Annotated in this window: 27 protein-coding genes; 20 read left to right on the top strand and 7 right to left on the bottom strand. The window is 45.9% G+C overall.

Annotated elements, in window-relative coordinates:
• The first annotated feature begins 96 nt into the window (after positions 1-96).
• Complete coding sequence (locus ACIFQN_RS14590; protein WP_429834138.1) at positions 97-1,569, top strand: alanine/glycine:cation symporter family protein; 1,473 nt, start codon at positions 97-99, stop codon at positions 1,567-1,569.
• A 76-nt stretch (positions 1,570-1,645) separates the two neighbouring features.
• Here the strand turns inward: ACIFQN_RS14590 and ACIFQN_RS14585 are convergent, their stop codons facing one another.
• Together ACIFQN_RS14585 and ACIFQN_RS14580 are read right to left on the bottom strand one after the other, a co-directional pair.
• Complete coding sequence (locus ACIFQN_RS14585) at positions 1,646-1,903, bottom strand: hypothetical protein (RefSeq protein WP_429833759.1); 258 nt, start codon at positions 1,901-1,903, stop codon at positions 1,646-1,648.
• Positions 1,904-1,910: 7 nt separating this feature from the next.
• Complete coding sequence (locus ACIFQN_RS14580) at positions 1,911-2,219, bottom strand: stalk domain-containing protein (protein ID WP_429833758.1); 309 nt, start codon at positions 2,217-2,219, stop codon at positions 1,911-1,913.
• Positions 2,220-2,505: 286 nt separating this feature from the next.
• Here ACIFQN_RS14580 and sufC point away from each other — a divergent pair, with 286 nt between their 5' ends.
• Genes sufC through sufB form a run of 5 tightly spaced genes read left to right on the top strand, consistent with a single transcriptional unit; the run spans position 2,506 to position 7,702 of the window.
• The gene (gene sufC / locus ACIFQN_RS14575) at positions 2,506-3,294 is read left to right on the top strand and encodes a Fe-S cluster assembly ATPase SufC (RefSeq protein WP_049741723.1); all 789 of its coding nucleotides are present in this window, start codon (positions 2,506-2,508) and stop codon (positions 3,292-3,294) included.
• 21 nt (positions 3,295-3,315) lie between these two features.
• Positions 3,316-4,614, top strand: a complete 1,299-nt coding sequence (gene sufD / locus ACIFQN_RS14570) for a Fe-S cluster assembly protein SufD (RefSeq protein WP_429833756.1) — start codon at positions 3,316-3,318, stop codon at positions 4,612-4,614.
• Positions 4,614-5,840, top strand: a complete 1,227-nt coding sequence (locus ACIFQN_RS14565; RefSeq protein ID WP_429833755.1) for a cysteine desulfurase — start codon at positions 4,614-4,616, stop codon at positions 5,838-5,840. The genes sufD and ACIFQN_RS14565 overlap by 1 nt, the downstream gene beginning before the upstream one ends.
• The gene (gene sufU, locus ACIFQN_RS14560) at positions 5,827-6,264 is read left to right on the top strand and encodes a Fe-S cluster assembly sulfur transfer protein SufU (protein ID WP_429833754.1); all 438 of its coding nucleotides are present in this window, start codon (positions 5,827-5,829) and stop codon (positions 6,262-6,264) included. The genes ACIFQN_RS14565 and sufU overlap by 14 nt, the downstream gene beginning before the upstream one ends.
• Before the next feature lie 40 nt (positions 6,265-6,304).
• Positions 6,305-7,702 (top strand): Fe-S cluster assembly protein SufB, encoded by a 1,398-nt coding sequence (gene sufB / locus ACIFQN_RS14555; RefSeq protein WP_429833753.1) that lies wholly within the window; start codon positions 6,305-6,307, stop codon positions 7,700-7,702.
• A 318-nt stretch (positions 7,703-8,020) separates the two neighbouring features.
• Here sufB and ACIFQN_RS14550 read toward each other — a convergent pair whose 3' ends face one another.
• A complete protein-coding gene (locus ACIFQN_RS14550) occupies positions 8,021-8,110 on the bottom strand; it encodes a YjcZ family sporulation protein (protein ID WP_429833752.1) in 90 nt (29 codons plus the stop codon).
• Between the two features lie 646 nt (positions 8,111-8,756).
• Here ACIFQN_RS14550 and ACIFQN_RS14545 point away from each other — a divergent pair.
• Positions 8,757-9,209, top strand: a complete 453-nt coding sequence (locus ACIFQN_RS14545; RefSeq protein WP_429833751.1) for a hypothetical protein — start codon at positions 8,757-8,759, stop codon at positions 9,207-9,209.
• 158 nt (positions 9,210-9,367) lie between these two features.
• Here ACIFQN_RS14545 and ACIFQN_RS14540 read toward each other — a convergent pair whose 3' ends face one another.
• Positions 9,368-9,727 (bottom strand): hypothetical protein, encoded by a 360-nt coding sequence (locus ACIFQN_RS14540; RefSeq protein WP_429833750.1) that lies wholly within the window; start codon positions 9,725-9,727, stop codon positions 9,368-9,370.
• Between the two features lie 438 nt (positions 9,728-10,165).
• On the opposite strand from ACIFQN_RS14540, the gene ACIFQN_RS14535 reads away from it, so the two are divergent.
• The 8 genes from ACIFQN_RS14535 (at position 10,166) to ACIFQN_RS14500 (ending at position 18,534) form a co-directional block, all read left to right on the top strand.
• On the top strand, positions 10,166-10,759 hold the full coding sequence (locus tag ACIFQN_RS14535) for a major tail protein (RefSeq protein ID WP_429833749.1): 594 nt from the start codon (positions 10,166-10,168) through the stop codon (positions 10,757-10,759).
• On the top strand, positions 10,759-11,109 hold the full coding sequence (locus tag ACIFQN_RS14530; protein WP_429833748.1) for a hypothetical protein: 351 nt from the start codon (positions 10,759-10,761) through the stop codon (positions 11,107-11,109). Before ACIFQN_RS14535 ends, ACIFQN_RS14530 begins: the two co-directional genes overlap by 1 nt.
• A 197-nt stretch (positions 11,110-11,306) precedes the next feature.
• Positions 11,307-14,375 (top strand): phage tail tape measure protein, encoded by a 3,069-nt coding sequence (locus ACIFQN_RS14525; RefSeq protein ID WP_429833747.1) that lies wholly within the window; start codon positions 11,307-11,309, stop codon positions 14,373-14,375.
• Between the two features lies 1 nt (position 14,376).
• Positions 14,377-15,231: a phage tail family protein gene (locus ACIFQN_RS14520; protein ID WP_429833746.1), complete on the top strand. Its 855-nt coding sequence runs from the start codon at positions 14,377-14,379 to the stop codon at positions 15,229-15,231.
• Between the two features lie 2 nt (positions 15,232-15,233).
• Positions 15,234-16,352 carry a siphovirus ReqiPepy6 Gp37-like family protein gene (locus ACIFQN_RS14515; protein WP_429833745.1) on the top strand — a complete coding sequence of 373 codons (1,119 nt, stop codon included), beginning with the start codon at positions 15,234-15,236 and terminating at the stop codon, positions 16,350-16,352.
• A 4-nt stretch (positions 16,353-16,356) separates the two neighbouring features.
• A complete protein-coding gene (locus ACIFQN_RS14510; protein ID WP_429833744.1) occupies positions 16,357-17,952 on the top strand; it encodes a right-handed parallel beta-helix repeat-containing protein in 1,596 nt (531 codons plus the stop codon).
• A 4-nt stretch (positions 17,953-17,956) separates the two neighbouring features.
• Positions 17,957-18,397, top strand: a complete 441-nt coding sequence (locus ACIFQN_RS14505) for a hypothetical protein (protein WP_429833743.1) — start codon at positions 17,957-17,959, stop codon at positions 18,395-18,397.
• Positions 18,397-18,534, top strand: a complete 138-nt coding sequence (locus tag ACIFQN_RS14500; RefSeq protein ID WP_429833742.1) for an XkdX family protein — start codon at positions 18,397-18,399, stop codon at positions 18,532-18,534. The genes ACIFQN_RS14505 and ACIFQN_RS14500 overlap by 1 nt, the downstream gene beginning before the upstream one ends.
• 374 nt (positions 18,535-18,908) lie before the next feature.
• On the opposite strand, the gene ACIFQN_RS14495 is transcribed toward ACIFQN_RS14500, so the two are convergent.
• Complete coding sequence (locus tag ACIFQN_RS14495) at positions 18,909-19,124, bottom strand: hypothetical protein (protein WP_429833741.1); 216 nt, start codon at positions 19,122-19,124, stop codon at positions 18,909-18,911.
• Positions 19,125-19,261: 137 nt separating this feature from the next.
• Between ACIFQN_RS14495 and ACIFQN_RS14490 the strand changes: the two genes are divergently transcribed.
• The 3 genes from ACIFQN_RS14490 (at position 19,262) to ACIFQN_RS14480 (ending at position 21,309) form a co-directional block, all read left to right on the top strand.
• Positions 19,262-19,846: a sigma-70 family RNA polymerase sigma factor gene (locus ACIFQN_RS14490; RefSeq protein WP_429833740.1), complete on the top strand. Its 585-nt coding sequence runs from the start codon at positions 19,262-19,264 to the stop codon at positions 19,844-19,846.
• Positions 19,836-20,684, top strand: a complete 849-nt coding sequence (locus ACIFQN_RS14485) for a hypothetical protein (RefSeq protein ID WP_429833739.1) — start codon at positions 19,836-19,838, stop codon at positions 20,682-20,684. Before ACIFQN_RS14490 ends, ACIFQN_RS14485 begins: the two co-directional genes overlap by 11 nt.
• 139 nt (positions 20,685-20,823) lie before the next feature.
• Positions 20,824-21,309, top strand: coding sequence for a hypothetical protein (locus tag ACIFQN_RS14480; protein ID WP_429833738.1), 486 nt, complete (start codon positions 20,824-20,826; stop codon positions 21,307-21,309).
• An 80-nt stretch (positions 21,310-21,389) separates the two neighbouring features.
• Here ACIFQN_RS14480 and ACIFQN_RS14475 read toward each other — a convergent pair whose 3' ends face one another.
• Both ACIFQN_RS14475 and ACIFQN_RS14470 read right to left on the bottom strand, forming a co-directional pair.
• On the bottom strand, positions 21,390-22,052 hold the full coding sequence (locus tag ACIFQN_RS14475) for a DUF2642 domain-containing protein (RefSeq protein WP_429833737.1): 663 nt from the start codon (positions 22,050-22,052) through the stop codon (positions 21,390-21,392).
• Positions 22,053-22,073: 21 nt separating this feature from the next.
• A complete protein-coding gene (locus ACIFQN_RS14470; RefSeq protein WP_429833736.1) occupies positions 22,074-23,417 on the bottom strand; it encodes an ArsB/NhaD family transporter in 1,344 nt (447 codons plus the stop codon).
• A gap of 420 nt (positions 23,418-23,837) precedes the next feature.
• On the opposite strand from ACIFQN_RS14470, the gene ACIFQN_RS14465 reads away from it, so the two are divergent.
• Both ACIFQN_RS14465 and ACIFQN_RS14460 read left to right on the top strand, forming a co-directional pair.
• Positions 23,838-24,314, top strand: a complete 477-nt coding sequence (locus ACIFQN_RS14465) for a suppressor of fused domain protein (protein WP_429833735.1) — start codon at positions 23,838-23,840, stop codon at positions 24,312-24,314.
• Positions 24,315-24,330: 16 nt separating this feature from the next.
• Positions 24,331-24,795, top strand: coding sequence for an NUDIX domain-containing protein (locus ACIFQN_RS14460; RefSeq protein ID WP_429833734.1), 465 nt, complete (start codon positions 24,331-24,333; stop codon positions 24,793-24,795).
• The last annotated feature ends 11 nt before the right edge of the window (positions 24,796-24,806 follow it).

Genomic DNA, 24,806 nt, shown 5'->3' with positions numbered 1-24,806 from the left:
TATTAATTATAAAGAATTGCCCAGAATAATAAAATTATTTATAATATTCATGGAATATATTCCTGAAAATAATATTCATGAATGGAGTGATTTTTTCTGGAAGCTTTCGTGAATGGGTTAAATGATTTGATATGGAGCCAAGCATTGATTTATCTTTGCTTGGGCGCAGGACTGTTTTATTCCATCGCTACACGGTTTCTCCAGGTTCGTCATCTCAAGGACATGATTGTTCTGATGTTCGATGGGAAAAGCTCCGATGCAGGAGTATCGTCTTTTCAGGCGTTATCAATGGCTTTATCAGGAAGGGTCGGAACGGGGAACATCGCAGGTGTTGCGACTGCGATCGCTTTCGGAGGTCCGGGTGCGATCTTCTGGATGTGGGTGATGGCATTTCTCGGGTCGGCATCAGGCTTTATCGAAGCGACTCTTGGGCAAGTCTATAAATCCAAACAGGGAGGGCAATTTCGCGGTGGTCCTGCCTATTATATTGAAAAAGGGCTAAAAGCGAAGTGGTATGCAATCCTTTTTGCAATTGTAACAGTTATTGCTACCGGTTTTTTATTGCCGGGTGTACAAGCCAACAGCATCGCTTCCGGAATTAACAACGCTTTTGGGATTAGTCCCTGGATTACCGGCATCGTGCTCGCTGGGGTGTTGGGAGCCATTATTTTTGGTGGCGTAAAGCGCATTGCCAATGTTGCGCAAGTAGTTGTTCCGTTCATGGCGTTGGGTTACATTCTCGTGTCCTTAGTCGTTGTTTTTGCAAACCTGTCTCAAGTACCGAGCATGATTGCTCTCATTTTCAACAGTGCCTTTGGTACTGAGGCTGCGTTTGGTGGAATTTTAGGATCCGCCATCATGTGGGGAGTAAAACGTGGGATTTATTCGAACGAAGCAGGACAAGGGACAGCTCCGCACGCTGCAGCAGCGGCAGAAGTTTCTCACCCTGCCAAACAAGGAATTGTGCAAGCGTTTTCCGTTTATGTGGACACACTGTTTGTCTGTTCGGCTACAGCATTCATGATCTTGATTACCGGCATGTATAACGTAAAGCCTGACGGTGTAGCTCCTATCGTCAACAATCTGGGTGATATCGAGCCGGGTCCCATTTATACACAACAAGCTGTTGAATCTGTACTTCCAGGGTTTGGTGCTCCATTTATTGCAATTGCTCTTTTGTTTTTTGCTTTTACTACAATTATGGCGTATTACTACATGGCAGAAACCAACCTGACTTATTTAAATGGCAATGTAAAACGTGTATGGTCGGAGTACTTGTTAAAAATCGCGATGATGGGTATGGTTGTTTACGGAAGCGTGAAATCAGCGGGTTTGGCTTGGACGCTTGGAGACATTGGCGTAGGAAGTATGGCTTGGCTGAACATAATAGCAATGCTGCTGCTGACAAAACCTGCCCTGCGGGTGCTGAAAGATTATGAAAGGCAAAAGCGGGAGGGGAAAGATCCGGTGTTTGATCCCGTTAAAGCGGGTGTGCCTTATGCGGACTTTTGGGAAAAAGAGTACAAGTATCCAGAGTCCGTACAATCCGGTAATCGAAAGTTATCGTAAAGATGGAAAATAGAAACAAAAAAACCGTCAAATCAAAAGCTGACGGTTTTTTGTTCACTTCGCTGTGCGGGAAGGATCATTGCTTGGTGATCTGGCCCGTTTTGATGAGTTTGCCATTTTGAACTTCTACGATGGCTGCTTCCAACAGCTCTCCTTTGCCAAATCGGGAAGAATTCCCTTCAGAAATAAGCTTGAAAGCGTACCGGTGTACATAGACCTGCTTTAGCTGCGCATCATAGACAACGTCACCTGGATCTGCTGCTGTTTCTCCTTTGTAAAGCTCGACAGTGTTTAGCGGTACGGCTTTTCCATTTGATTGGCGAAAGAGGGTCACATATGCTTCAAAAGGGATAGATGCCCTGAACAGAGCCTGAACCGCCGTTGGAAAAACGAACGGCTGGTGTCTTGTTGTCCCACTCTTGATGGATGTTGAGTGCGTTTGCTACGGTTGCGACAGGAGCATAGACGTTTCCGTTGTAAATGAATGGTTCTGCTTTTGTTTGGATCACTTTATCGTTGACAATTAATTTTATATTGGCAAACCGGGCAGAGATTTTCTCTGTAAGCGTTTTGGAGAAGACAGTGGTTCCTCCTGCCAACAGGCAAATTCCCAAAAGGGTAAAAAGAATGGCCTTGTGTCTTTTCATCATGTTCATTCGTCCTTTCCGAGGCGATTGCTGCGAGTGATAGTGATTAAAGAATGCATGATCTATGATGGGATTGTATTCCAAAATGTTACAAGGGAAAAATGTTTCGATGAGAAGGTGATAAAAGACAAAGTAGGTATAACCAAAAGTCGACTTTCTAAATATAATGATATAAAAAATACAGATATGTTTCATTCCTTGATTTATAATTATTCTTATTATAAGATAGTTATTGAGAATGGATTGAGAATTTACCAACTCACTTTTGACGTGTATGGAGGGAATTCAGATGACAGCAGTACCGCATTTGCAAATAAAAAACCTTCGCGCTAAGATCGAGGACAAAGAGATCCTCAAAGGCATGAATTTGGAAATCAAGGGCGGCGAAGTGCACGCGATCATGGGACCAAATGGTACCGGTAAATCGACATTGGCATCCACGCTGATGGGTCACCCGAAATATGAAGTAACCGAAGGCGAAGTGCTGATCAACGGCGACGACCTGTTGGAAATGGCAGTAGATGAGCGCGCACGCGCGGGTCTGTTTTTGGCGATGCAATACCCATCCGAAATCAGCGGTGTAACCAACTCCGACTTCATGCGTTCCGCGATCAACGCGCGCCGCGGAGAAGGCAACGAAATCTCCCTGATGAAATTTATCCGCGAGATGGACAAGAAAATGAGCACACTGGAAATGGACGATTCCTTTTCCCACCGTTACCTGAACGAAGGGTTCTCCGGCGGGGAGAAAAAACGTAACGAAATTCTTCAAATGATGCTGCTCGAACCAAGCATCTGCATCTTAGACGAGATTGACTCTGGTCTCGACATTGATGCACTGAAAATCGTAGCAAATGGTGTCAACGAAATGCGTTCTGCGGATCGTGGCTTCTTGATCATCACTCACTACCAGCGTTTGCTGAACTACGTAAAGCCTGACTTCGTACACGTAATGATGCAGGGTCGTATCGTGAAGTCCGGTGGTCCTGAACTGGCTGAACGCCTGGAGGCAGAAGGCTATGACTGGATCAAGGAAGAGCTCGGCATCGAGGACGAAACCGTAAACGCCAACGTGTAGGAAGAAGGAGGCTGCAGTGAAATGAGTGTGGATGTACAGCTACGCTTCGACGCCGAAGCGATTACCGAGTACTCCAAAGCCAATCAGGAGCCTGCCTGGTTCCTGGAAAAGCGCCTCGCTGGACTGAAGGCGGCGGGAGAGCTTGGGCTTCCGACTTTGGAGAAAACCAAGATTGATAAATGGAACACGCAAGAATTCGAGCCGTTCCAAACCACTGCCAAAGTGGCATCGGCAAACGAACTGAGCGAGCTGGTAAAGGATCAAATTGATGCTGACAGTGTGAAAAACCTGTTGGTACAAAAGAATGCCTCTACCCTCTTTTACGCCGTGACCGAAGAGCTGAAGGCGCAAGGTGTCATTTTCACGACATTTGCCGACGCTCTCGTAACACACGGCGATCTGGTGCAAAAATATTTATTGAATGTTGTTGCGTACGATGAGCACAAGCTGACCGCACTGCATACAGCGGTAGTTAATGGCGGCGTATTCCTCTACGTGCCGAAAAACGTGGAAGTAGATGTTCCGCTGCAGACAGTGTACGAAATCGCTGGCGACAATGCGCTCCTGTGCCCACATGTTCTGATCGTAGCAGAAGCGAACAGCAAAGTGACCTACGTCGATACATACGTATCTGGCGAAGGTAAAAACATGGTAGCCAATAGCATCGTCGAAGTATATGTGGGACCTGGTGCATCTGTACAGGTTGCGTCAGTTCGTTCCCTTTCTACTGATGTTCATGATTACAGCTTCCGTCGCGCTACTGTTGATCGCGATGGAAAAATGGAATGGATTTTGGGTGAGATGAACGACGGCAATACCGTTGCCAACAACACGACAATCCTGAAAGGTACTGCTTCGAACGCAGAGACCAAATCCATTTCTGTAGGGACAGGTTCCCAGCGTCAAAACTTGACCTCCCAAGTTCAACATATCGGTACTCATTCCGAATCGGATATGGTGAGCAAGGCGGTAATGACTGGTGAAGCAGTTAGCATTTTGAACGGTATCACCAAAATCGAAAAAGGCGCAGAAAAAGCAAACGGTGTACAGGCGGAAAACATCCTGATGCTGAGTGAAAAATCTCGCGGCGATGCCAACCCGATCCTTTTGATCGATGAGGACGATGTCAAAGCGGGCCATGCTGCCTCGGTAGGACGCTTTAGTGAAGAGTCGATCCACTACCTCATGTCGCGTGGTATTACCCGTCAGGGCGCAGAACGTCTCATTATTCTCGGCTTCCTGGATCCAGTCGTAGCTCAGATTCCAGTAGAAGAAGTGAGGAATAAACTCCGTCAGGCGCTTGAAAGGAAGTTAGGCTAATGAACGCCAAGGAGCTTCGGAAATATTTTCCCATCCTTCACCAAGAGGTAAACGGGCATCCGCTAGTGTATCTGGACAATGGAGCGACCTCCCAAAAACCGATTCAGGTTATGGAGGCGATGGATAAATACTACAAGGAGTACAACTCCAACGTGCACCGTGGCGTGCACACCTTGGGCAACATGGCGACAGATGGCTATGAGGGCGCGCGCGAGAAAGTCCGCGCCTTCATCAACGCCCGTGAAGCAGCGGAGATCGTCTTCACGCGCGGTACGACATCGGCTATCAATACCATTGCGTATGGCTATGCTCGCACGACCTTAAAGCCAGGAGATGAAATTGTGACGACTGTGGTGGAGCACCACGCCAATTTCATTCCATGGCAGCAGGCAGCCAAGGTGACCGGAGCGACTTTCAAGTTCATTCCGCTGGCAGAGGACGGCACTGTTACTCTGGAAGCGGTCAAGGAAACGATTACGGACAATACCAAGATCGTTGCCATTCACCATATTTCCAACGTTCTCGGGGATACTACTCCGATCAAGGAAATCGCACAGATTGCGCATCAGCATGGAGCTCTCTTGTTTGTAGACGGGGCACAGGGTGCTCCGCACAAAAAAATCGACGTCCAGGATTTGGATTGCGATTTTTACGCGTTTTCCGCCCACAAGATGGCAGGCCCTACAGGCGTGGGTGTCCTGTATGGCAAGCGTGAAGTGCTGGAGCGTGTCGAGCCGATGGAGTTTGGCGGAGAGATGATCGACTACGTGGATTTGTACGAATCTACGTGGAAAGAGCTTCCTTGGAAGTTTGAAGGGGGCACCCCGATTATCGCTGGCGCAATTGGCCTCGGGGCAGCGATTGACTTTTTGGAAGAAATCGGTCTGGACAACATCGAGCGCCACGAAAAACATCTGGTGGCATACGCCATGGAACAGATGCGTGAGATCGAAGGACTGAAGATTTACGGCCCACAGCAGGACCGCAGCAGTTTAATTACATTCAACCTAGATACGGTACATCCGCATGACCTGGCGACGGTTCTGGACAGCTACGGAATCGCAGTTCGTGCCGGCCATCACTGCGCACAACCGCTGATGCGTTGGCTGAATGTGACGGCAACCGCTCGGGCAAGCTTCTACGTGTACAATACGGAAGAAGAAGTAGATGTGCTGGTAGCGGGGTTGAAGAAAACGAAGGAGTATTTCGGCAATGTCTTCTCTTGATGATTTATACCGCCGCGTCATTATGGACCACTACCAAAAACCGCGTAATCGTGGAAAGCTGGAAGAATCCGACGGACTCATCGTTAATCTGAATAACCCAACCTGTGGTGACAGCATCTCGCTCTCCTTGAAAGTAGAGGAGGGCAAGGTGGTTGACGCAAAGTTTCTTGGTGAAGGATGCTCAATCAGCATGTCCTCCGCTTCAATGATGACGGACGCAGTTAAAGGCAAGCCAGTGGAAGAAGCTTTGGAGCTGGCACACAAGTTTTCTGATTTAATGCAAGGCAAGGAGATTGACGATTCCATTGACCTAGGCGATATTGAAGCCCTGTCCGGGGTGGCCAAGTTCCCTGCGCGAATCAAATGCGCGACACTCGCTTGGAAGGCACTGGAGCAAGGCATCAAACAGGCAGGGCAGGAATAGCAATTTCTACATGGATATGAAAATGAAGGAGTGAGTAAAGATGGCTAAAAAAGCCCCTGAGATACAGGATTACCAATACGGCTTTCACGACAAGGACGTTTCCGTATTCCGTACGAAAAAGGGCCTGACCCGCGAGATCGTCGAAGAAATTTCGAAGATCAAGGATGAGCCGGAATGGATGCTGGAGTTTCGTTTGAAATCTCTGGATATCTTCAATAGCATCCCGATGCCTAAATGGGGCGGCGACTTGGACGACCTCGATTTCGACAACATCACTTACTACGTAAAGCCTTCTGAAAAGCAAGGCCGTAGCTGGGATGAAGTGCCAGAAGAAATCAAGGCTACCTTTGACAAGCTGGGTATTCCAGAAGCGGAGCAAAAGTTCCTCGCTGGTGTATCCGCACAGTATGAATCCGAGGTTGTTTACCACAACATGCAGGAAGACCTGGAAAACCTAGGCGTTCTCTTCTGCGACATGGATTCCGCTGTGAAGCTCTACCCAGACATCGTGAAGGAGTATTTCGCGACAGTCATTCCAGCGGCAGACAACAAATTCTCCGCACTCAACTCGGCTGTATGGTCCGGTGGTTCCTTCATTTACGTACCAAAAGGCGTAAAAGTAGATACTCCGCTGCAAGCATACTTCCGCATCAACTCGGAGAACATGGGACAATTCGAGCGTACGCTGATCATCGTGGATGAGGATGCGTTCGTACATTACGTCGAAGGCTGTACAGCTCCAATCTACAGCACAGACTCCCTGCACTCCGCTGTAGTAGAAATCATCGTAAAAGAACGCGGCCGTTGCCGTTACACAACAATCCAAAACTGGTCCAACAACGTATACAACCTCGTTACCAAACGTGCGGTTGCTTACGCGGATGCGAACATGGAATGGATTGATGGTAACATCGGTTCCAAGCTGACGATGAAATACCCAGCCGTAATCATGAAAGGTCCTCGCGCAAAAGGGACTGTTCTTTCCATCGCGGTAGCAGGAAAAGGACAACACCAAGACGCAGGAGCGAAAATGATTCACCTGGCTCCAGATTGCACATCCACAATCATTTCCAAATCTATCTCCCGTGATGGCGGAAAAGTAACCTACCGCGGTCTGTCGCAGTTTGGACGCAAGTCGGAAGGCTCCAAGTCCAACATCAAGTGCGATACGCTGATTTTGGATAAACTGTCTACGTCCGACACGATCCCATACAATGAGATCATGAACGACAACATCACGCTCGAGCACGAAGCGACTGTTTCCAAAGTATCCGAGGATCAACTGTTCTACCTGATGAGCCGCGGACTGTCCGAAGCAGAAGCAACCGAGATGATCGTAATGGGCTTCATCGAGCCATTCACCAAAGAATTGCCGATGGAGTATGCGGTAGAGATGAACCGTCTCATTAAGTTCGAGATGGAAGGCTCTATCGGGTAAGCCTTGATATACCAAGGGTTTATGAGTGGAGATAATATGCTTGCCCACATTTTTTTCAAATGTATTTCAAGTAGAGGTCTAAAGCATCGTTTTCAATCTTGTTTGTAACATGTAAATACGTGTTTGCTGTGACTTTGACTCTTGCATGTCCAAGTCGCTCGGACACGTATTTTTTTTGCCCCCGATTCTGATGCCGGTTCGAGCGATAAGGGTAAACAATGCATAATTCTGTTTCGAGTGCTTGTATTTAGCTTTCTTCGTAATATGTATTTTCGAATTAAAAAGGGCAGCTTAAAAGCCGCCTGTAAACATAATGAATTAATTGCAACTACAAGCAACAATTACTAAGAGGACAAACAGAACCAAGATTAAAGAAAAGTTATCACCAAAAATACCGCAGCTGGACACTTCGATCACTCCTTAACTGAGATAAGGAAAAACCCAATGAGTGTGGTTTACAGGAAAAAGCGGCGTCTCGAAAATGGTGACTAATCGAAGAAGAAAGGTGCAAAGGGTGATTCGCGAAACCTTCTAGATCCAGGTGACTCAAAGGTTCTGAATCGACGGCAAAATCATCCTCGACCACGAAACGACGGTGGATAATCAAAACGTATGGAACATGACGACACGCATTTACATCTACAGCGTCTACGTGACATTGACCTTTCTGTCCTTTCCGATCTCTTCATTGTTATGTATCACTCTGGCTAATGGTATAGGCGTTTAACTAATCATTATAGCCTAAATTGAACCGATCGTTTTTATTAATATAAGTTCTTGCGTCTAATAGAAATAGGATCTAACGGCGGGTCAATTTCTATAATTGCAAGACTGTGCAAATCACTAAACTTTTTTAAGCAACGAGAACCCATGAATATTTAACCAAGCACAATAAATCGGTGCTTTGAATATGATTGTTATATGAAAAAGTCAGTGTGTACACTTGCTGGATTTGTTTTTACTAAAGGGTGAAACTTGCAAAATGGTAGGTTACAGTCTCACCTCACACCAATATGTATGAACGGTTTACTATGTTAGGTGGGGGGAAGAATAAATGGATTCCTTTCAAAAAAATAATATGTTATCACAAAATTCATCAAGTAATGCAGAAAAGAAACAGTTAACCAATAGATCATCAAGTAATGGAAAAAAGAAGCAGTCAACCAATAGTTCATCAAGTAACGGAAAAAAGAAGCAATCAACCAATAGTTCATCAAGTAATGGAAAAAAGAAACAGTCAACCAATAGTTCATCAATTTTACATTGCCTGAACGGCAATAATTTAGAACTCATTGTGGCAGTTCTTCTTTTAAATGGTAAGTTAAGAGTAGATGCTGTTCAATTGTTTAGACAAGCTACGATGATTGTCAGCTTAACGGGAAAGTACATTACACTAGGCGATTTGAGCAATAAAAATGTAGATAACATGCTGAAATTTCTAAACGATAATGGAAATATGGCCGTAGATGATATAATTCAGGCACTTAAAAAGAAAATGGATAATTGATGAAAAAGGGTGAATTCATAATGAATCATTTTGATGGAGAAGGTTTCTCAGATTTCATATTAATAATTATTTTAATTGCATTACTATTATTTGGTTCCAAAGATATAGTTGGTCTTTCTGCTCAACCAACAAAACCCTAGAAACCTGAAGGAAAGCACCTATAACCATAAAGAGAATGAATCGAAGCTGGCAGTGAAAAACTTTGATTCAAGCATAAATGAATTGGCACGAACAGCTGAGGTTTCCCCCTTTTGTTTAAGAGTAAATACACTTAACTTTGGATAGGTTTCCAAGGAGTGTATCTTGGTTACCGTGAAGTTGCCCGTTGTAAAAGCCTTCTTTCCGTTGATGGAACGCCGTGTCCCGATGAAAGTCTCCCTCACGATGTAGGCTCGAATGAAACCCTTCAGGAAGAGAAAGGGATAAGTCGAGAACAGCGAACCACCAGCACCGATAGCAGATTTGAATACGTTTGGCATAACGAAAAGGGCGGATGGCTCCGTATCTGTCTTTTTCACCTTTTCTCCATATTTTAAGGAGCTGCAAATGCAGCTCCACTTTTCTTTTTACAACATGACGATGAGACGGCGGGAAGGGTGGTGGATGAGCTAATAAGAGGAGATATTTGCTTTACATTTCCGTACACAAATTTACACTACAGGCGATTTCAGCGAGTAATCGTGAAGTTCTGCTAAAATGAGGACAAGCCAATAAGAACTGAGCCATTCGGGTAACCGAGTGGCTTTTTTGTGTGTACCGATGCGGGTACTCAGGTGCCCTTGAATAATCGGGCAGCACAACTGGCTACGGAAATCTAATTGAGAACAAGAGTAGGGAGGGGAACAAGATGGATAGCAAATAAAATGCAAAACACCAATAGCAAAGAGCATTAGCTGGAGAAGAAGCAGAAATGACTACATCATTCATTACATTCATTTACTAGGAGGATTATGACTATGGCTACGAACAAAGTTACATTCGGACTTGAGAAGGTTCATATTGCATTTGTGGATGAAACGGTACAGGACAAACTGGCATGGAAAAAACCGATTGCGATCCCCGGAGCAGTGCGATGGACACCAGAAGCACAGGGTGAATCGGCGACCTTCTATGCGGATAACACTGCTTATTTCGTGATTACCAGCAACAACGGATATAACGGCGAACTGGAATTAGCACTCGTACCGGACGCGGTACTGGCTGAAATGCTCGGCTGGGAAATTGATACGAACGGGATGCTGGTGGAAATCTCAAATGCTGTTCCGAAAAAATTTGCCTTGCTTGGACAAGTACAAGGTGATGTGAAAAACCGTCGCTTCGTTTACTACGATTGCCAAGCAGCTCGTCCGGCGAAAGAGCGTAAAACACAAGCAGAAGCCGTTGAAGTCGCAACGGACATGTTGAGCCTTGCCGTTTCCCCGGTTGAGATTGGTGGCAAAATGCTGGTCAAAGGAGATCTGGAATTAAACGATACGAATACAGAGGCGTACAATAGCTTCTTTACCTCTGTTTATACGCCTACCTTTACACCTGCTGGAGGTGGAGCATAATGCGTGAGTTAACAATCGGAGTACAGCAAGTAAGAGTCAGGGCTACGCCCCTGGCTCTTCTCTTTTACCGTCAGGAATTTAAGGCTGATCTATTTGGAGATCTGGTTAAGATGCAGCATCTTGTAGACGATCCGAGCAATATTGATTCTGTCGCCATTCTCCAACTCATTTGGGCGATGGCAAAAGCGGATTCATATGGAAAGCCCTTTCCATCCTTTGTAGAATGGGTTGGTTCTTTGGAGACGATTGACTTCTCCGATCAAACATTTCTCATGAGTGTGCTGGAGGAAGCCGCGGACGGATTTTTTCGTTCCAAGTCCAAGCAAGCATTCCAGCAGGGAGGAAAGTAATCCTAGTGAAAGGCCGGAAATTGACATTCTTACTGTAGGTAAAAGAATTGGCCTTAGCTTTATGGAGATGAACGACCTTCGCGTACGAGACTTGTTTGATCTGGTCAGAAGTTACGCAGGTGGAAGGGATGACGAGCCGAGAAATGCAACACAGACGGACATTGATGCTTTTTATGGCAGATAAGGAGGTGAGATGATTGGCCGAGACGATTAACGGTATTACGGTCGTGATTGGGGCGTCGACAACTCGTCTGTTGGCAGCCCTGTCCGATGTAAATAAAAAACTGAAGGATACGCAGTCTGAGCTCAAGCAAGTGGATAATCTGCTGAAGCTGGATCCGAAAAACACGGAGCTGCTTGCCCAAAAAAGCCAACTCCTCGCTGACGCTGTCGGGAGCACAAGTGATAAGCTTGAACGCCTGCAAGCGGTTCAGGCACAGGTAAACGAGCAATTTGCCAATGGGACGATCAACGAAGGACAGTACCGTGCTTTCCAACGTGAACTGCTGACGACGGAACAACAACTGAATTCATTGCAAGCAAGTGTCACGAAAATGAAAACAGATTTTGAAGCAGTCGGGAAGTCTATTCAGGACACGGGAAAGCAATTATCTGAGACTGGGGGCTCGTTCAAGAAGGTGACCCAGCCGGTTGTCGATTTTGGAACAGCGGCGCTCAAAGCAGGCATGGAATTCGAAGCAAGCATGAGTGAAGTTAAGGCGATAACTGGGGCAACAGGAAGCGATTTTGAGGCACTCCAAGAAAAGGCCAAGGAATTGGGCAAGAACACTAAGTTCTCGGCTCTGGAGGCTGCCGACGGATTGAAGAATTTGGCGGATGCAGGCTGGAGCTCCCAAGAAATGCTGAGTGGCATCGACGGCGTTATGACGTTGGCGGCTGCCTCAGGTGAAAACCTGGCGAAGGTTTCAGATGTTGTGGCAGCTTCCATGGAAGCGTTCGGGCTGTCAGCCAATCAAACAGGACAGTTTGCGAATATTTTAGCTGCCGCATCGTCGCAGACACATACCAGTGTGTCCATGCTTGGCGAGTCATTCAAAACAGTTGCGCCTGTAGCGGGTGCCTTAGGGTATAACGCAGAAGATACAGCGATTGCTTTAGGCTTGATGGCCAATGCCGGAATCAGGGCAGGCGATGCGGGCAAATCGTTACAAAGCGCACTGAACAATATGACGAGTCCGACGAAAGAAATGTCGGCTGTCATGGCCAAGCTTGGGATTAGCATGACGGACAATCAAGGCAATATGAAGAGTCTGGATACAGTCATGCAAGATTTGCGTAGCGCTTTCGGAGGGCTGGATGCAGACCAACAGGCAGCATATGCAACAACACTGTTTGGAAAAGAAGCCATGGCTGGCATGTTGGGCATCATTCAAGCGTCAGAGGAAGATTACAATAATCTTTCCCATGCAATTAACAATTCTGCAGGGGAAGCCAAGCAGATGGCTGACATTATGCAAGACAATGCCAAAGGCGGTCTGACCGAGCTCAATAGTGCAATTGAGGGCGTCGCTTTGCAAGTGGCTGACATTCTTTTACCCATCTTCAGAGATATGGTTGAACTTGTGAAAAACGTGGTAGAGTGGTTCGCCAGCTTTGATGAAGAAACACAGAAAATCATTGTGGGGATTGGCGTTTTTGCTGCAGCGATTAGTCCTGTATTGCTTGGACTAGGTTCTCTGATTACCACTGTCGGCACGATTGTCCAAGCCTTCGATACCATTTCCGGCGTCTTTTCCAAAGTAGGTGGCGTGATGACGCTCCTCAGTGGACCTGTAGGGATTGCCATCGCTGCAATTGCTGCACTTGCCGTGGCAGCCTATCTCATCTATGACAACTGGGAGCCAATCAGTGCATTTTTCATCGACCTTTGGAATGGGATTACGAGTGTCACTACGGCTGCTTGGGAAGGAATCAAGCAGTTCTTTTTGGATACGTGGACTTGGATTCAGGCCTTTTTCGCGGAATGGGGAACGGTTATTTCAGCCGTCATTGCTCCCTTTATCGGAATCCCGCTATTGATTCAGGAGCATTGGGATGAGATCGTAACCTATCTTGCTACTCTTTGGGAGAGTGTCAGACAGGTTGCTTTCGATTCCTGGAATCTGATTGTATCTGTCATTATGGAGATTGTGACCCCATTCATTGAAACGTTGATGGGTGCCTTTACCAGCATGAGTGATGGATTGATCCAGATTTGGGACGGGGTCAAAATGTATTTCGAGGGGCTTTGGGAAATGATCAAGACTATCTTCCTCGGGGCCATTCTACTCATCTACGATCTAGTAACAGGTAATTTTACTCAGCTTTCAACAGATGCGCAGCTCATTTGGAATGCTTTGAAGGACGCATTCTTCATGATTTGGGAAGGGATCAAGCTGGTATTTACGGGTGCCTTGGATGTGCTTACTAGCTACCTGATTTTTACTTGGAACACGATCAAAACGACTACTAACACCGTATGGAATGAGATTATTGCGTTTTTTACCACGACCTGGAACACGCTCCAAACGCTGGTGAATACAGCCGTAGCTGCAATCCTCCTAGCCATTCAGACGAAATGGAATGAAATCGTGACATTTTTCACAAACACATGGGCGAAGATCCAGTGGCTGTTCACGGACGGTCTTGATCAAGCTGAGAAAGCCGTTATTGCAGGCATGATTAAAATCAAGGACGACTTTCTTGCCTACATGGACGATGTTCTTGATGGCATAAAAGACTTTGCGGAAGATTTTGTTGATGCCGGTGAAGATTTTGTTATGGGGATCTGGGATGGGATTACCAAAAAAGCGGGCTGGCTGTACAACCAGGTCAAGGGTTTTGTCAGTAATCTCGTCAGTTCAATCAGGGGGGCTATCCCTGGTGGTGGAAGTAGTTATTCAGGGAATAGAACCGGGGACTCGACCATGACTGGAGCAGGTGGTGGTGCCGCGAGATCAGCAGCCATTCCGGGTCTTGCAGATGGAGGGACCGTCACGAAATCCGGATGGACATGGGTTGGGGAAAACGGTGCCGAACTGCTCAGATTACCGCAGGGATCACAGGTCATTCCGAACTACGATATTCCGAAAATCGGCGGACAAACATTCGATTACGATGCGCTTGCCAAGGCAATGGCAGCTCATCTGAAACCAAGCATCACACAAAATAATACATTCCAAAGTCTGCAGCCATTATCGCCTAGCGAAACGGCGAGAAAGAACTTGCAAGTTTCTCGTCAACTCGCTTTAGAATGGGGGCTGTAATGTGAGGAAATTGACTTTTACCAACACTAGGGGCGAGACTGTTGTTTTCGACAACTCCGCTCCTTTTCTGATGACAAAGCTGGAAGGTACGGGTGCTCCTTCCGCAGACATTCAATCCCAGCGAGCGCCCTATCAGGATGGGGTCACGTATCTGGATACATTTTTACAACCGCGCAGTTTAAGTGTGGAGGGTGCAGTGATGGCGAAAACAAGGAAAGACATTTTTTCGCTCCGTCAGACGCTTTCCCGTGTGCTCAATCCAAAGCTGGGACCTGGTACTTTGCGTTATGAGTACGATGGTGGGGTGAAAGAGATTCAGGCTGTCATAGAGGGAGCGCCAATTTTTCCTAACCAGTATGGAGAGACGTTCCAGGTATTTTTGATTTCTGTTCTTTGCCCGTCTCCTTTTTGGACTGATACGCCCACAACCAGTCGCGAAATGTCTTACATCATGGGTGGCTTCGGGTTTGCGCTGCGACTCCCTGCGTCCTTTTCCAGACGATCGTTTCGTCGTACCTTTTTCAATGAAGGCGATGTGGAAACACCAGTGAAGATCGAATTTAGAGGGCCGGCTCAGAACCCCACGATTATGAATAATACGACTGGCGAATTCGTGAGAGTGAAATGCAATCTGGGGGAAAATGACGTTCTGCACATTCATACGACTTTCGGCAACAAGCGAGTGGAGGTTGTACGCGCAGATGGCAACAAAGAAAATGCCTTTCACTATCTCGATTTAGCCAGCACATTTTTCCAATTGCAGACAGGCGAAAACGAGCTGGAGTATAACAGCAACAATGACAGTACAAAGACGAAGGTAACAATCAAATACAAGAACAGGTATGTGGGGGTGTAGGTGTGCAGCCAATCCGAATCATGGATGCTGATTTTACGCTTTTGGGAGAAATCGACACCTACACCTCCCTGCGATGGGTCCGCCGCTGGCACAAGCCGGGAGAATTCGAACTTCGGATCAATCCGTCGCTGCAAAATGCTGATTGCTTGCAGGAAGACAAGATGATTTTCAAGGCGCATGCAACCACAGAAGCAGCGATCATCAAGCATCGGGAAATAGGCGTAAACGAGGCTGGAATCGAAGAGTTGATTGTGAAAGGCCCACTCTTGGCTGGCCTGATCGGCAGTCGAATCACCTACCCGCCGCTTGGAAAAGAACATGATTACATTCATGCAAATATCGAAACGATTATGAAGCACTTTGTCCGCGCCAATTTTATTGCTCCTTCTGAACCCTCCCGTATTCTTTCGAGATTAATCAATGCCCCCGATCAAGCGAGAGGGGACAAGGTCCAGTTTCAGACCCGGTACAAGCAGCTGGACGAGGAGCTGGAGAAGTTGAGTATTACATCCGGCTTGGGGTGGCACGTCTGGCTCGATACAAAGCGGCAGCTCTTCGTCTTTGAAGTAATCCGTGGACGTGATCTGACAGCTGGTCAAAATAGTTATCCCCCCGCTATTTTTTCTACGGACTACGACAACATCGAAAGTCAGTCATACGTCTCATCGGCGATTGGCTACAAGAACGTTGCGATTGTTGTAGGGCAGGGAGATAGCGGAACGCCGAAGCTGGTCACGGTTGGACAACAAACAGGCTTGCAGCGGCAGGAAACATTTGTGGATGCAAAGGACGTTGGACCAAAGGAGAAGGAAGCCGAGTCCTTGACGGAAGCCGAAGTGGAACGGATGCTCCAGACCCGCGGGCGAGAAAGGTTGGCAGAGCTGGGGCGATCCGAGTCCTTTGAATCAAAGCTCCTCGCCAATTCCAATCTGGTATACCGGGTAGACTACGACCTTGGCGACATGGTTACCGTTGTCAACAAAGGGTGGGGGATAACCTTGGATGCCAGAATCACAGAGATGGTGGAAGTCTTTGAACCCGGAGGCTTTCGCCTGGACGCGACCTTTGGCAACTCGCTTCCGAGCCTCATAGACAAAATCAAACAAACAATAGGAAGGTGATACCGTGGCAGAGCATTATCGTTTTTTTGACTCGACATCGGATGATGAGCGAGTCTATACCGCTGACGAATTTGCGGAATATTTTCGTCGAGTGTTAAGCGACGGGATTTTCAACGGCGGAACAAATCTCAAGGTGGAGTCGAGCGGCACGGACATCCGCACGTACATTCAGCCTGGCTACGCTTGGGTGCAGGGATACATGTATAAGGTCGATACGGGGCCTCTTTACTTGCAGCATGAATATCCTGATCCAAACCTTGACCGAATTGACCGGGTCGTTATCCGCTTGGACAAGCGCTTGGAGCATCGGTATGTACGCACATTCATTTTGAAAGGAACTCCTGCCGCCTCGCCTGTTCCACCTGTGCTGACGCGTGATGAAAATGTTTTTGAGCTGTCTTTGGCACAAGTCCGGATCATCAAAGGAAAATCGTATATTGAAGGATCGCAAATTACAGATGAGCGTCTGAATAATAGTGTTTGTGGCTTGGTGAACTCTTTGATACAAGTTGATACACAAACGATGTTTGACCAATTCAAAAAACAATGGGACGGGTGGATGGCAACCATCGAAGGCAAAACACCTGTCATGTCTGTTAACGGGAAAAGCGGAGCGGTTGTATTGTTACCCAAAGACATTGGGGCGGTTCGTGCGGCAACGAGAGTAATTGCAGCAAATAACAGTTCCCAGAAGGCCAAGGAAGCAGCTGATTATGTGGTACCTGATGGAGCTTATGCAACTGATACGATTCAGACTGCCGTGAATTCCCTCCCAAGCTCAGGTGGCAAAGTCATTCTATTGGAAGGAACCTATATTATGGACAGCTCCCGCTATATTCCAGATAACACAACCATAGAGGGTATGGGGGCAGGTACCATTTTAAAAGCGAAAACAGGGTTAACCGAATTTGTAAGGATGTTGAATCTTAACAGCAACAGCGTCATTCAGAATTTGACCATCGATGGAAGTGAACCAGGGGTAACTTCAAGATACGTTAAAGGGATTTCGATCTCAGGTAATCAGAACATCATTGAGGGACTTTTGATTAAGAATTGTGGGTTCGGCGCTATTGAACTATATGGCAATGAAAACAAGATTATCAATAATATCACGATGAATTCTGAAGGACACGGAATTTATTTAACAAGTAATAGTGAACAAAACATTGTCACGGGGAACAAATGCTCGAATTGTATCTCAGGAATTTATTCTGCTGGAAAAAGACATATATTTATAGGAAACATTGTTCAGGGGAATAAATCAAACGGAATACACGCCAACACGATTGGAACCAATGTAATCATCTCAGGGAATATATGCTTGGGGAATGCTGAGGATGGCATAGTTTGTGATGCTTCCAACAGCATAGTCGAGGGGAATCTTTGCATTGACAATACAAATCGAGGAATTTATGTCACTAGCGCTTATTCTACCGTTCAAGGAAACACGGTTAGAAAAAGCAGCTTAACCTCTGGAATTGGCCTACGTGTTGAAGGAACGGGTAACTTTGTGACAAACAACGACCTGTACAACTCTGGCCAGACAAAGTTTTCTGACGGTGGTTCGGGAACAATAGTAACAGCAGGGAACAGGGTGTGAGAATATGAACTATTATTTTGAGTTAAGAGACGGAAAGGCTGCTTTTGCAATTGCCAAGACACAGATCAATAAAGAGATTTTGATTGGGATAAATGAAGAAACAGGCGAGCAGATCACTAAGGCTGTACAGGAGACTCTCTATCTTTTTGATGCCGATAGTCTAAGCCAATATCCTGATGCTGACCCACTCCCCAAACCGACACCAGAAATGCTGTCGCGAGCGGAACAGATCCAAGGTCTCACCTTGTCAAAATCAGAGTTTGAGCAGTTGCTTTTCGGAAAAACAGCAGAGGAGCAGTTGCAGGAAACTCTTGGCACCATGGGTCAGGAGCTTGCTGAAGAGAAAATCAAAAATATACAGAAAGACGCAGTCATTCAAGCTCTTGGTCAGGAACTGGCATCAATCAAATTGGAATGGATACAACGAAAAGGAGGTGCTAGCTGATGGTATTCTGGAAGCTGGCTTTCACTCTCAAATGGGTAGATGCAAATAAACTACGCCTTGCCGTAAAAACAGAATCAAATCCTTTCGGGGAGATTACGCTGGAAGAATTCAAACAGATCACGGGCCAAGATTTCTAAGTCAGTGATTTTTTTTATTGGTAGCCCCTATAGATCAAGACCACAGGATAGAGAGTCAATTGTCTCGTCGTGACATGTTGATTTTGAATTTTATACCTTTTTATCGCCATAAAATGCGCCCTCTAGAATTTCACTCGGCTAAACCAAGGATTTTTTCCGATGTCTATTCTAAGGGTGCACTTCACAAGCGACCCTCGGGATAACCCGAGGGCTTTTTTCTATTCCCGAAAAGCCTACCAGATACCCCAATCCCCCCATGTACCCCCCACAATAAAGCACTTAAAACAGCAAAAGCTGGCCGAGGAAAAAGGAGAAATAAGCGGAAGCTCTTTGGGACACCAACCGAGGTGTAGTGGAAAAAGTGAAACACGCATTTAAGCGTCCACCTCTGAGAAGCCCCCTGAAACGGCTACTTTGGACGCGGTTTCGCTTTTTCCATGGAACTGGGCAGGAATGCCCCCTAAGCCAGTGTCCCAAGAAGCTGGAGCGTTTTCTCCTTTTTCCTCCTCTCCACCACAGCCTGACCGACCACTAACCCAAAAGAAGCGGGTGAATTTCCCGCGTTTTTCATAGTTGAAGTAGTTCCTCAAAAATAAACCCCAACCCATTTGTTAATACAATCCGCCTTTCCCCGTATTAACTATCGTGAGACTCATAGAACCACAACAAATTGCGCAATTTGTTAACTCTTCATAGGTCAATAAATGAATGAAGGGAGGGGAAGTAGTTGGAGGTTGCCCAAGTGAACACAGGAATTTGCCCCAACCAAAAAAGCGATATCCAGGATGGGATCATGTCGACAGAAAGATTTGCCGAGATATACGATGCGTACTATAGGCGCGTCTACAAGTATATTTGCTATCGAATCAACAATCACTATGCAGCAGAAGAAATATGCAGCCATGTATTTGAAGTCGTGATTTCCAAATACAACAGCTTCTCGCCGAAAAAATCCAACTTTGAGGTATGGCTGTTTGCAATTGCGAGAAACGCTGTGACTGATTACTTCCGCTCACAGAAAAAAAGAGTAACCTTTTCTCTGGATTCCATATTAGATATGTTTCTGCCAAAGTCATCTCCCGAAGAAGTCGTGATCCGAGATGATAGTCACGAAGCCTTGTTCAAGGCGCTGGCAAAGCTGAGCGACAAAGAACGCAATATCATCGCGATGAAGTACGCGGCAGGGTTAAAAAACGCGGAAATCGCAGACCTTTTAGGTGTGAGCGGCTCGAATATTGGTGTTGTTCTCTACAGATGCTTGAAAAAATTGCAAAAGGAAATGGAAAAAGGAGGCTTTCAGTATGAAGGATAAGCAAGATGTAAACGAATTTCGTGACCTGACAAACTTGCTTGCAAATGTTGATCTAGATGACAAAGCCTCTAAAGAAAAAATCTATAATCGCTTGAAATTCAAAATAGAAGCAGGAACCATTCAACCCAACTATACGAAAAAGGATGAGATTGATATGAAAAAAAACAAATGGAAATCCATTACAGTTGGTGCCGTTGCTATCGTTTGCTTAACGGGTGCATTCTCGACTACTTCTTTTGCACAAGGGATGCTGGAATCCATCCTGGCACGTTTTCAAGTAGGAAATTTGCAAATTGTTCAATATGACAAGGAGCCGTCCGTTCCCGCAAAGAATGCTGCGTCCGAGCAAGCAAAGGGAGATACTCCCCGTGCGGTCGAATTGAAGGCACGTCCTGATCTGACTCTGCAAGAAGCGCGTTCTGTATTGGGGCTTAACTTCCCAGCTCCATCTTGGCTGGCGGATTATACGTACGTCAACACAGTCATTCATGGCAATAACATGGCAGAAGTACAATTCAAACAAGGCGAAAAAACCGTTAACTTCCTGATTTCCAAGGGCGGAGAAAATGGCATCGGTACCACAGAAGAAGTCAAAACAGAAGTGATTAATGGAACCACGGTTTACTTCGCGAATGGTATTGTCATATGGGAGGATAACGGATTTACCGTAGAACTGTATGCACAGGAGGACTTTGATACCGCTACATTGGGCAAAATTATAGACGGCTTCACAGTTGGTGCGCCGCTCACACAAGCCCAAATTGATAAGGCAAAAGAAAAACGGCAAAGCCCTGCTCCAACAGAAGGTGCCGGCCCTGCTCCAGCCCCAAAGAATTAATAGGGGTTACGCCAAAACGAATAATCGTCGGTGGTGTAGACAATCATTTCAGCTCTTCTAAACTATTGACCGTCCTGACAAAAGCCTCTTTCCTATGGTAGTATGTGGAAAAAATGAAGTGAGAAGAGGATGGAAAAAAATGGATGATCTGATGATCGAACCCGGAATCGGAATTGGTCCGATAAAATTAGGGATGAACAAGCTGCAGGTCGAAGAGTACGTACAAGAATATGCGCAAAAATACGAAATAGCGAATAAGAATCCAAACGATTTTTGGAGCGTGTTTAAAATTGAATTTGACCAAGACGAAAAAGTCCATTTCATCGAAATCTCTTCGTTTGTGAATGATGATTTTCGCTGCTTCTATCGCGGGATTGACATTTTTAATACAAAAGCGGAGCGACTCGTAGAACAAATCGACACGATATCGGAATATGACCGTAGCAAATGGGACCTTGGATTTTCTTATTCTTTTCCGAAGCTGGGCTTGTTTCTATGGAGGCCTACTGTTTTGAAAGAGACCGATTTGCAGCAAGAATGGTTTCAAGAAATGGATCCAGACATTCAAGAAGATGAGATGAGGAATTTATATTTCAGGACAGTAGCAATCGCGTCAATCAACTAAAACAAATCAGCCCGTCATCCATTTTGTGGAGACGGGCTTTGCCTGTTTCTGTCATCATCAGCTCAAGGTGTGCCGACTGTTCACGGTAAATGAAAGGTTTTAAGATGCTGCAGGTTCCATAAGAGAGTTTCCCCGTTTGCGGTTATGAGCTCAATCTTGTTACCATCCACTTTTTCAACTAGCCCCACTTTATCTGATTCCATTCCTAGATCAAAGACAGCAAAATGGCCTTCCAGCTTTTTACATTGCTGTTTAAACGTACGAGACAATGGAATCGTGTTTGGGATAATGGGAAAGTGTTTTTTGTCGAGAGAATAAGGTGTCAAGTTATCGGGATAGGGAATGATCCATTTCACATGATCAATAGAGACGAAAATGGTTTTGAATACAGGTGAATGGAAAACGAAGTAATCATTCATGATACTCGTTAGGTATCCGCTAAACGATTGATTCTCAGTGTAAATCTCGATAAACCGCCCTTTTGCATTATCCAAAATCTTTCGATATGAGATTTTTTCCATTTGTTCATGGGCTGTCTCCGCAATTACGTGCTCCAGATGCGGCTTTGGGATGGTGGCTTGTTTCAAATGCTGGACGTGAACCAACGGAAAATAGATAAATGTTTGTCCGTTATCAATCACGATTAAATCGAGACCGGCGTCAATCAAAACTCCTTGAAAAAAATTCTTTCCCGATATTTCGATATCAATGCTTTTGCCAAGTAACCTCTGAATAAAATCCATTTTCTACCCTCCGCTATTATTCTAAAATATCCATGAAACCCAATAGGCGAGAACGACTAATGTGAATATAACGGTGATAGGGATTACGATTGAGGTTACTTTCAAATAATCCCCCCACGTTATTTGCACTTTTCCTTTTTTCAAAATATGCATCCATAGTAAGGTAGCGAGTGTTCCCATGGGTAATAGCAGCGATCCTATATCACTACCAATCACGCTAGCCAGGTATGATATCTTCAAGGTGAGAGGGTCCAGCCCCATGTTGGTCAACGTAAGTGTTCCTACCATTAACGCAGGGTGATTGTTGAACAAATTGGAGAGGATGGATACGAGTCCTCCCATCGCCACACTGGCTTGAAGCAAGCTTCCCGATACCATTGGTTGGAAGAAGCTGATCAGCCAATTCGTTAATCCAATATTGTGCAAGCCATAAATAATCACATACATGCTAAAGGCGAACACAAAGATATGCCATGGCGTTTTCTTCAACATATCTTTTGGTGATATTTTGAGGTAGTACCAACGCCAAGCTAATAAGACGAGAGAACCGATCACAGCCATTAATGGTACCGGAAAGTGAAAGTAAGAAGCGACGAATAGACTGGCACGTACCCCTAGTACAAATAGCAGGAGATATCCCATGAATTTGGTCCGCTTTTCCCGAGGGATGGGTGATGCGTCTCCCTGTAACGGGTGACTTAGTTTATTGGACAGACTGAGATTAATCGTTCGAAGCTTACGTGGTAGAATGCGATAGAAATAGGCGTACAACAGAAAGGTAAGAAGAATTAACCCTAATGTCGCAGGAACAAACATCATCGCGGTGTGCATATACAAATCCATGTTCACAATCTTTAGGGCAATGAGATTCACGATATTGCTAACCCCAATCGGTGCGCTAGAGGCTGTAGCGATCAAAGCTCCACTTAACAGATAGGGGATTTTTTCATGATTTTTCAATCCCAGTCTGTGGAGCAATAGCAGCAAGATCGGAGTTGTGATCAAAATGCTGCCGTCATTGTTGACAAAGAGAGTCATGAGGAAGCAGAGCAGGTTCGTGTACCAAAAGAGACGGATTCCTGATCCTTTCGATTTTGCTGCCAAATTTTCCGCCGCCCAATGAAAGAAGCCAAAGCTCTCAAGTACAATGGCCATGACGATGGTGGCCATAATGGTGACTGCGGCGCCCCCGATTGTCTCGGTAATTGTTCCTAGATCGCCAAAAGATACACTTCCGCTCAGCAGAACAAAGAGTGCCCCAAAGGTTGCGGGGATCGCTTCGTTCACATGAGGGCGACAAAAAATAAAAACGATGGTGCATATAAAAGAGAGGACGGTCAATGGTATCATTAATTCAGTCATCATAGTCATCTGCTATCCAATGTTGTCTATTATTCATTGTTGTTCATACATCCCTTTCACTTGTCCAAGAATTAGTTGTAATGTATTCATACGTCACTCGGATCTTCTTTGAACTAAACTTGTACCCTATTTTTATATCTTCCACTATCATCCCATGGCACATATCCGTTCATGACAGATGGACACGAAGTGCAAATGACTAGATAACGATATCTCATCCCAAGATTTGATAGCGGCTCCGTCTATGTTAAAATCGGTTTTGAGGAAATGCCCAGTAAACCGATTGTTTAACACGCAAGGTCGCTCCACGGTGGACATGCCTCGATAGAGAGTTTTTTTATCGTGTAGGGCGGGGACGTACATATGATAGTAGTAAAGCAGATAATGGATCACTGCAGCCGCTTTTTTGGAGGCAGGGGGGAGTTGTACCAATGTGAGGCTGCGGATGTGCTGATTGCGGTCTACCCGGCTACACAAAGGCGCGGGTGGTGGACCTACGTCACGCTTGAGCTGCACCAAATGGGGGCAACTGAGTGTGTGCTTTATTCCTATAAGTTTGATAGAGGAATCATCACGCATTTGTCTCAGATAGCTCACCAAGTGATGAATCAGTGGAAGAAAGAGCGCATCCGCTTACAAACTGGAAGCGTTTTCTTATTAGAGGGCACCATTCAAGAAGCCTCTTCGCTCGGCTCTGTACTGGTCACACCTGTCTATCATGAGGAGGCAGGATTTGAATACTATACAAATGGCGAAGACGTAATCCGAATGATGATGCTGCATGCAATTGCCGAATCGGAAGCTGCATTCGTGGCACGCTATGGACTGGATGCTTTAGAGGAATTGTTTGCGCGAAGTGGTGTCGATTCCCTAAATGTAATGCGTACCCCTGCCATTTGAGAAGGGAGCGAACGGGATGAAAGCGATTAGCATCAGGGTAACCGTGGTGGTCGAGCATCAGGGTAAAATCCTTCTGATTCGGGAAAAAACGCAAGGAGAGCCGTGTTACAGCTTGCCAGGCGGCAATGTGGAATATGTGGAGACGATTCCGGAAGCAACGAGAAGGGAAGTCTGGGAGGAAACAGGGCTGCTTGTGAAAATGGAGCGCTTGCTGTGGGTCGATGATCGTATCAATCACACCGGCGAAGGAAAGCACACGATCGCTGTTGCCGTCCTGGCCAAACTAATGGGAGATGACACGGAGCCTATTCCCGGAGGACTTGATGATGAAGAAATCGAATGGGCCGGGTGGGTCTCATTGGACGAGTGGAAAACACTGCCCCTGTACCATGCTGCTTGGAGAGATCTTGTGATACAGGCTCTGTCCAGCCCTGACTACAAGGCTGACTATCTGGGCAACATGCTAGAAGGCAAGGGCTAGCGAACATTCTC

The sequence above is a fragment of the Brevibacillus sp. NRS-1366 genome (assembly GCF_050467985.1).
This window is presented reverse-complemented; position numbering and strand designations above follow the sequence as displayed.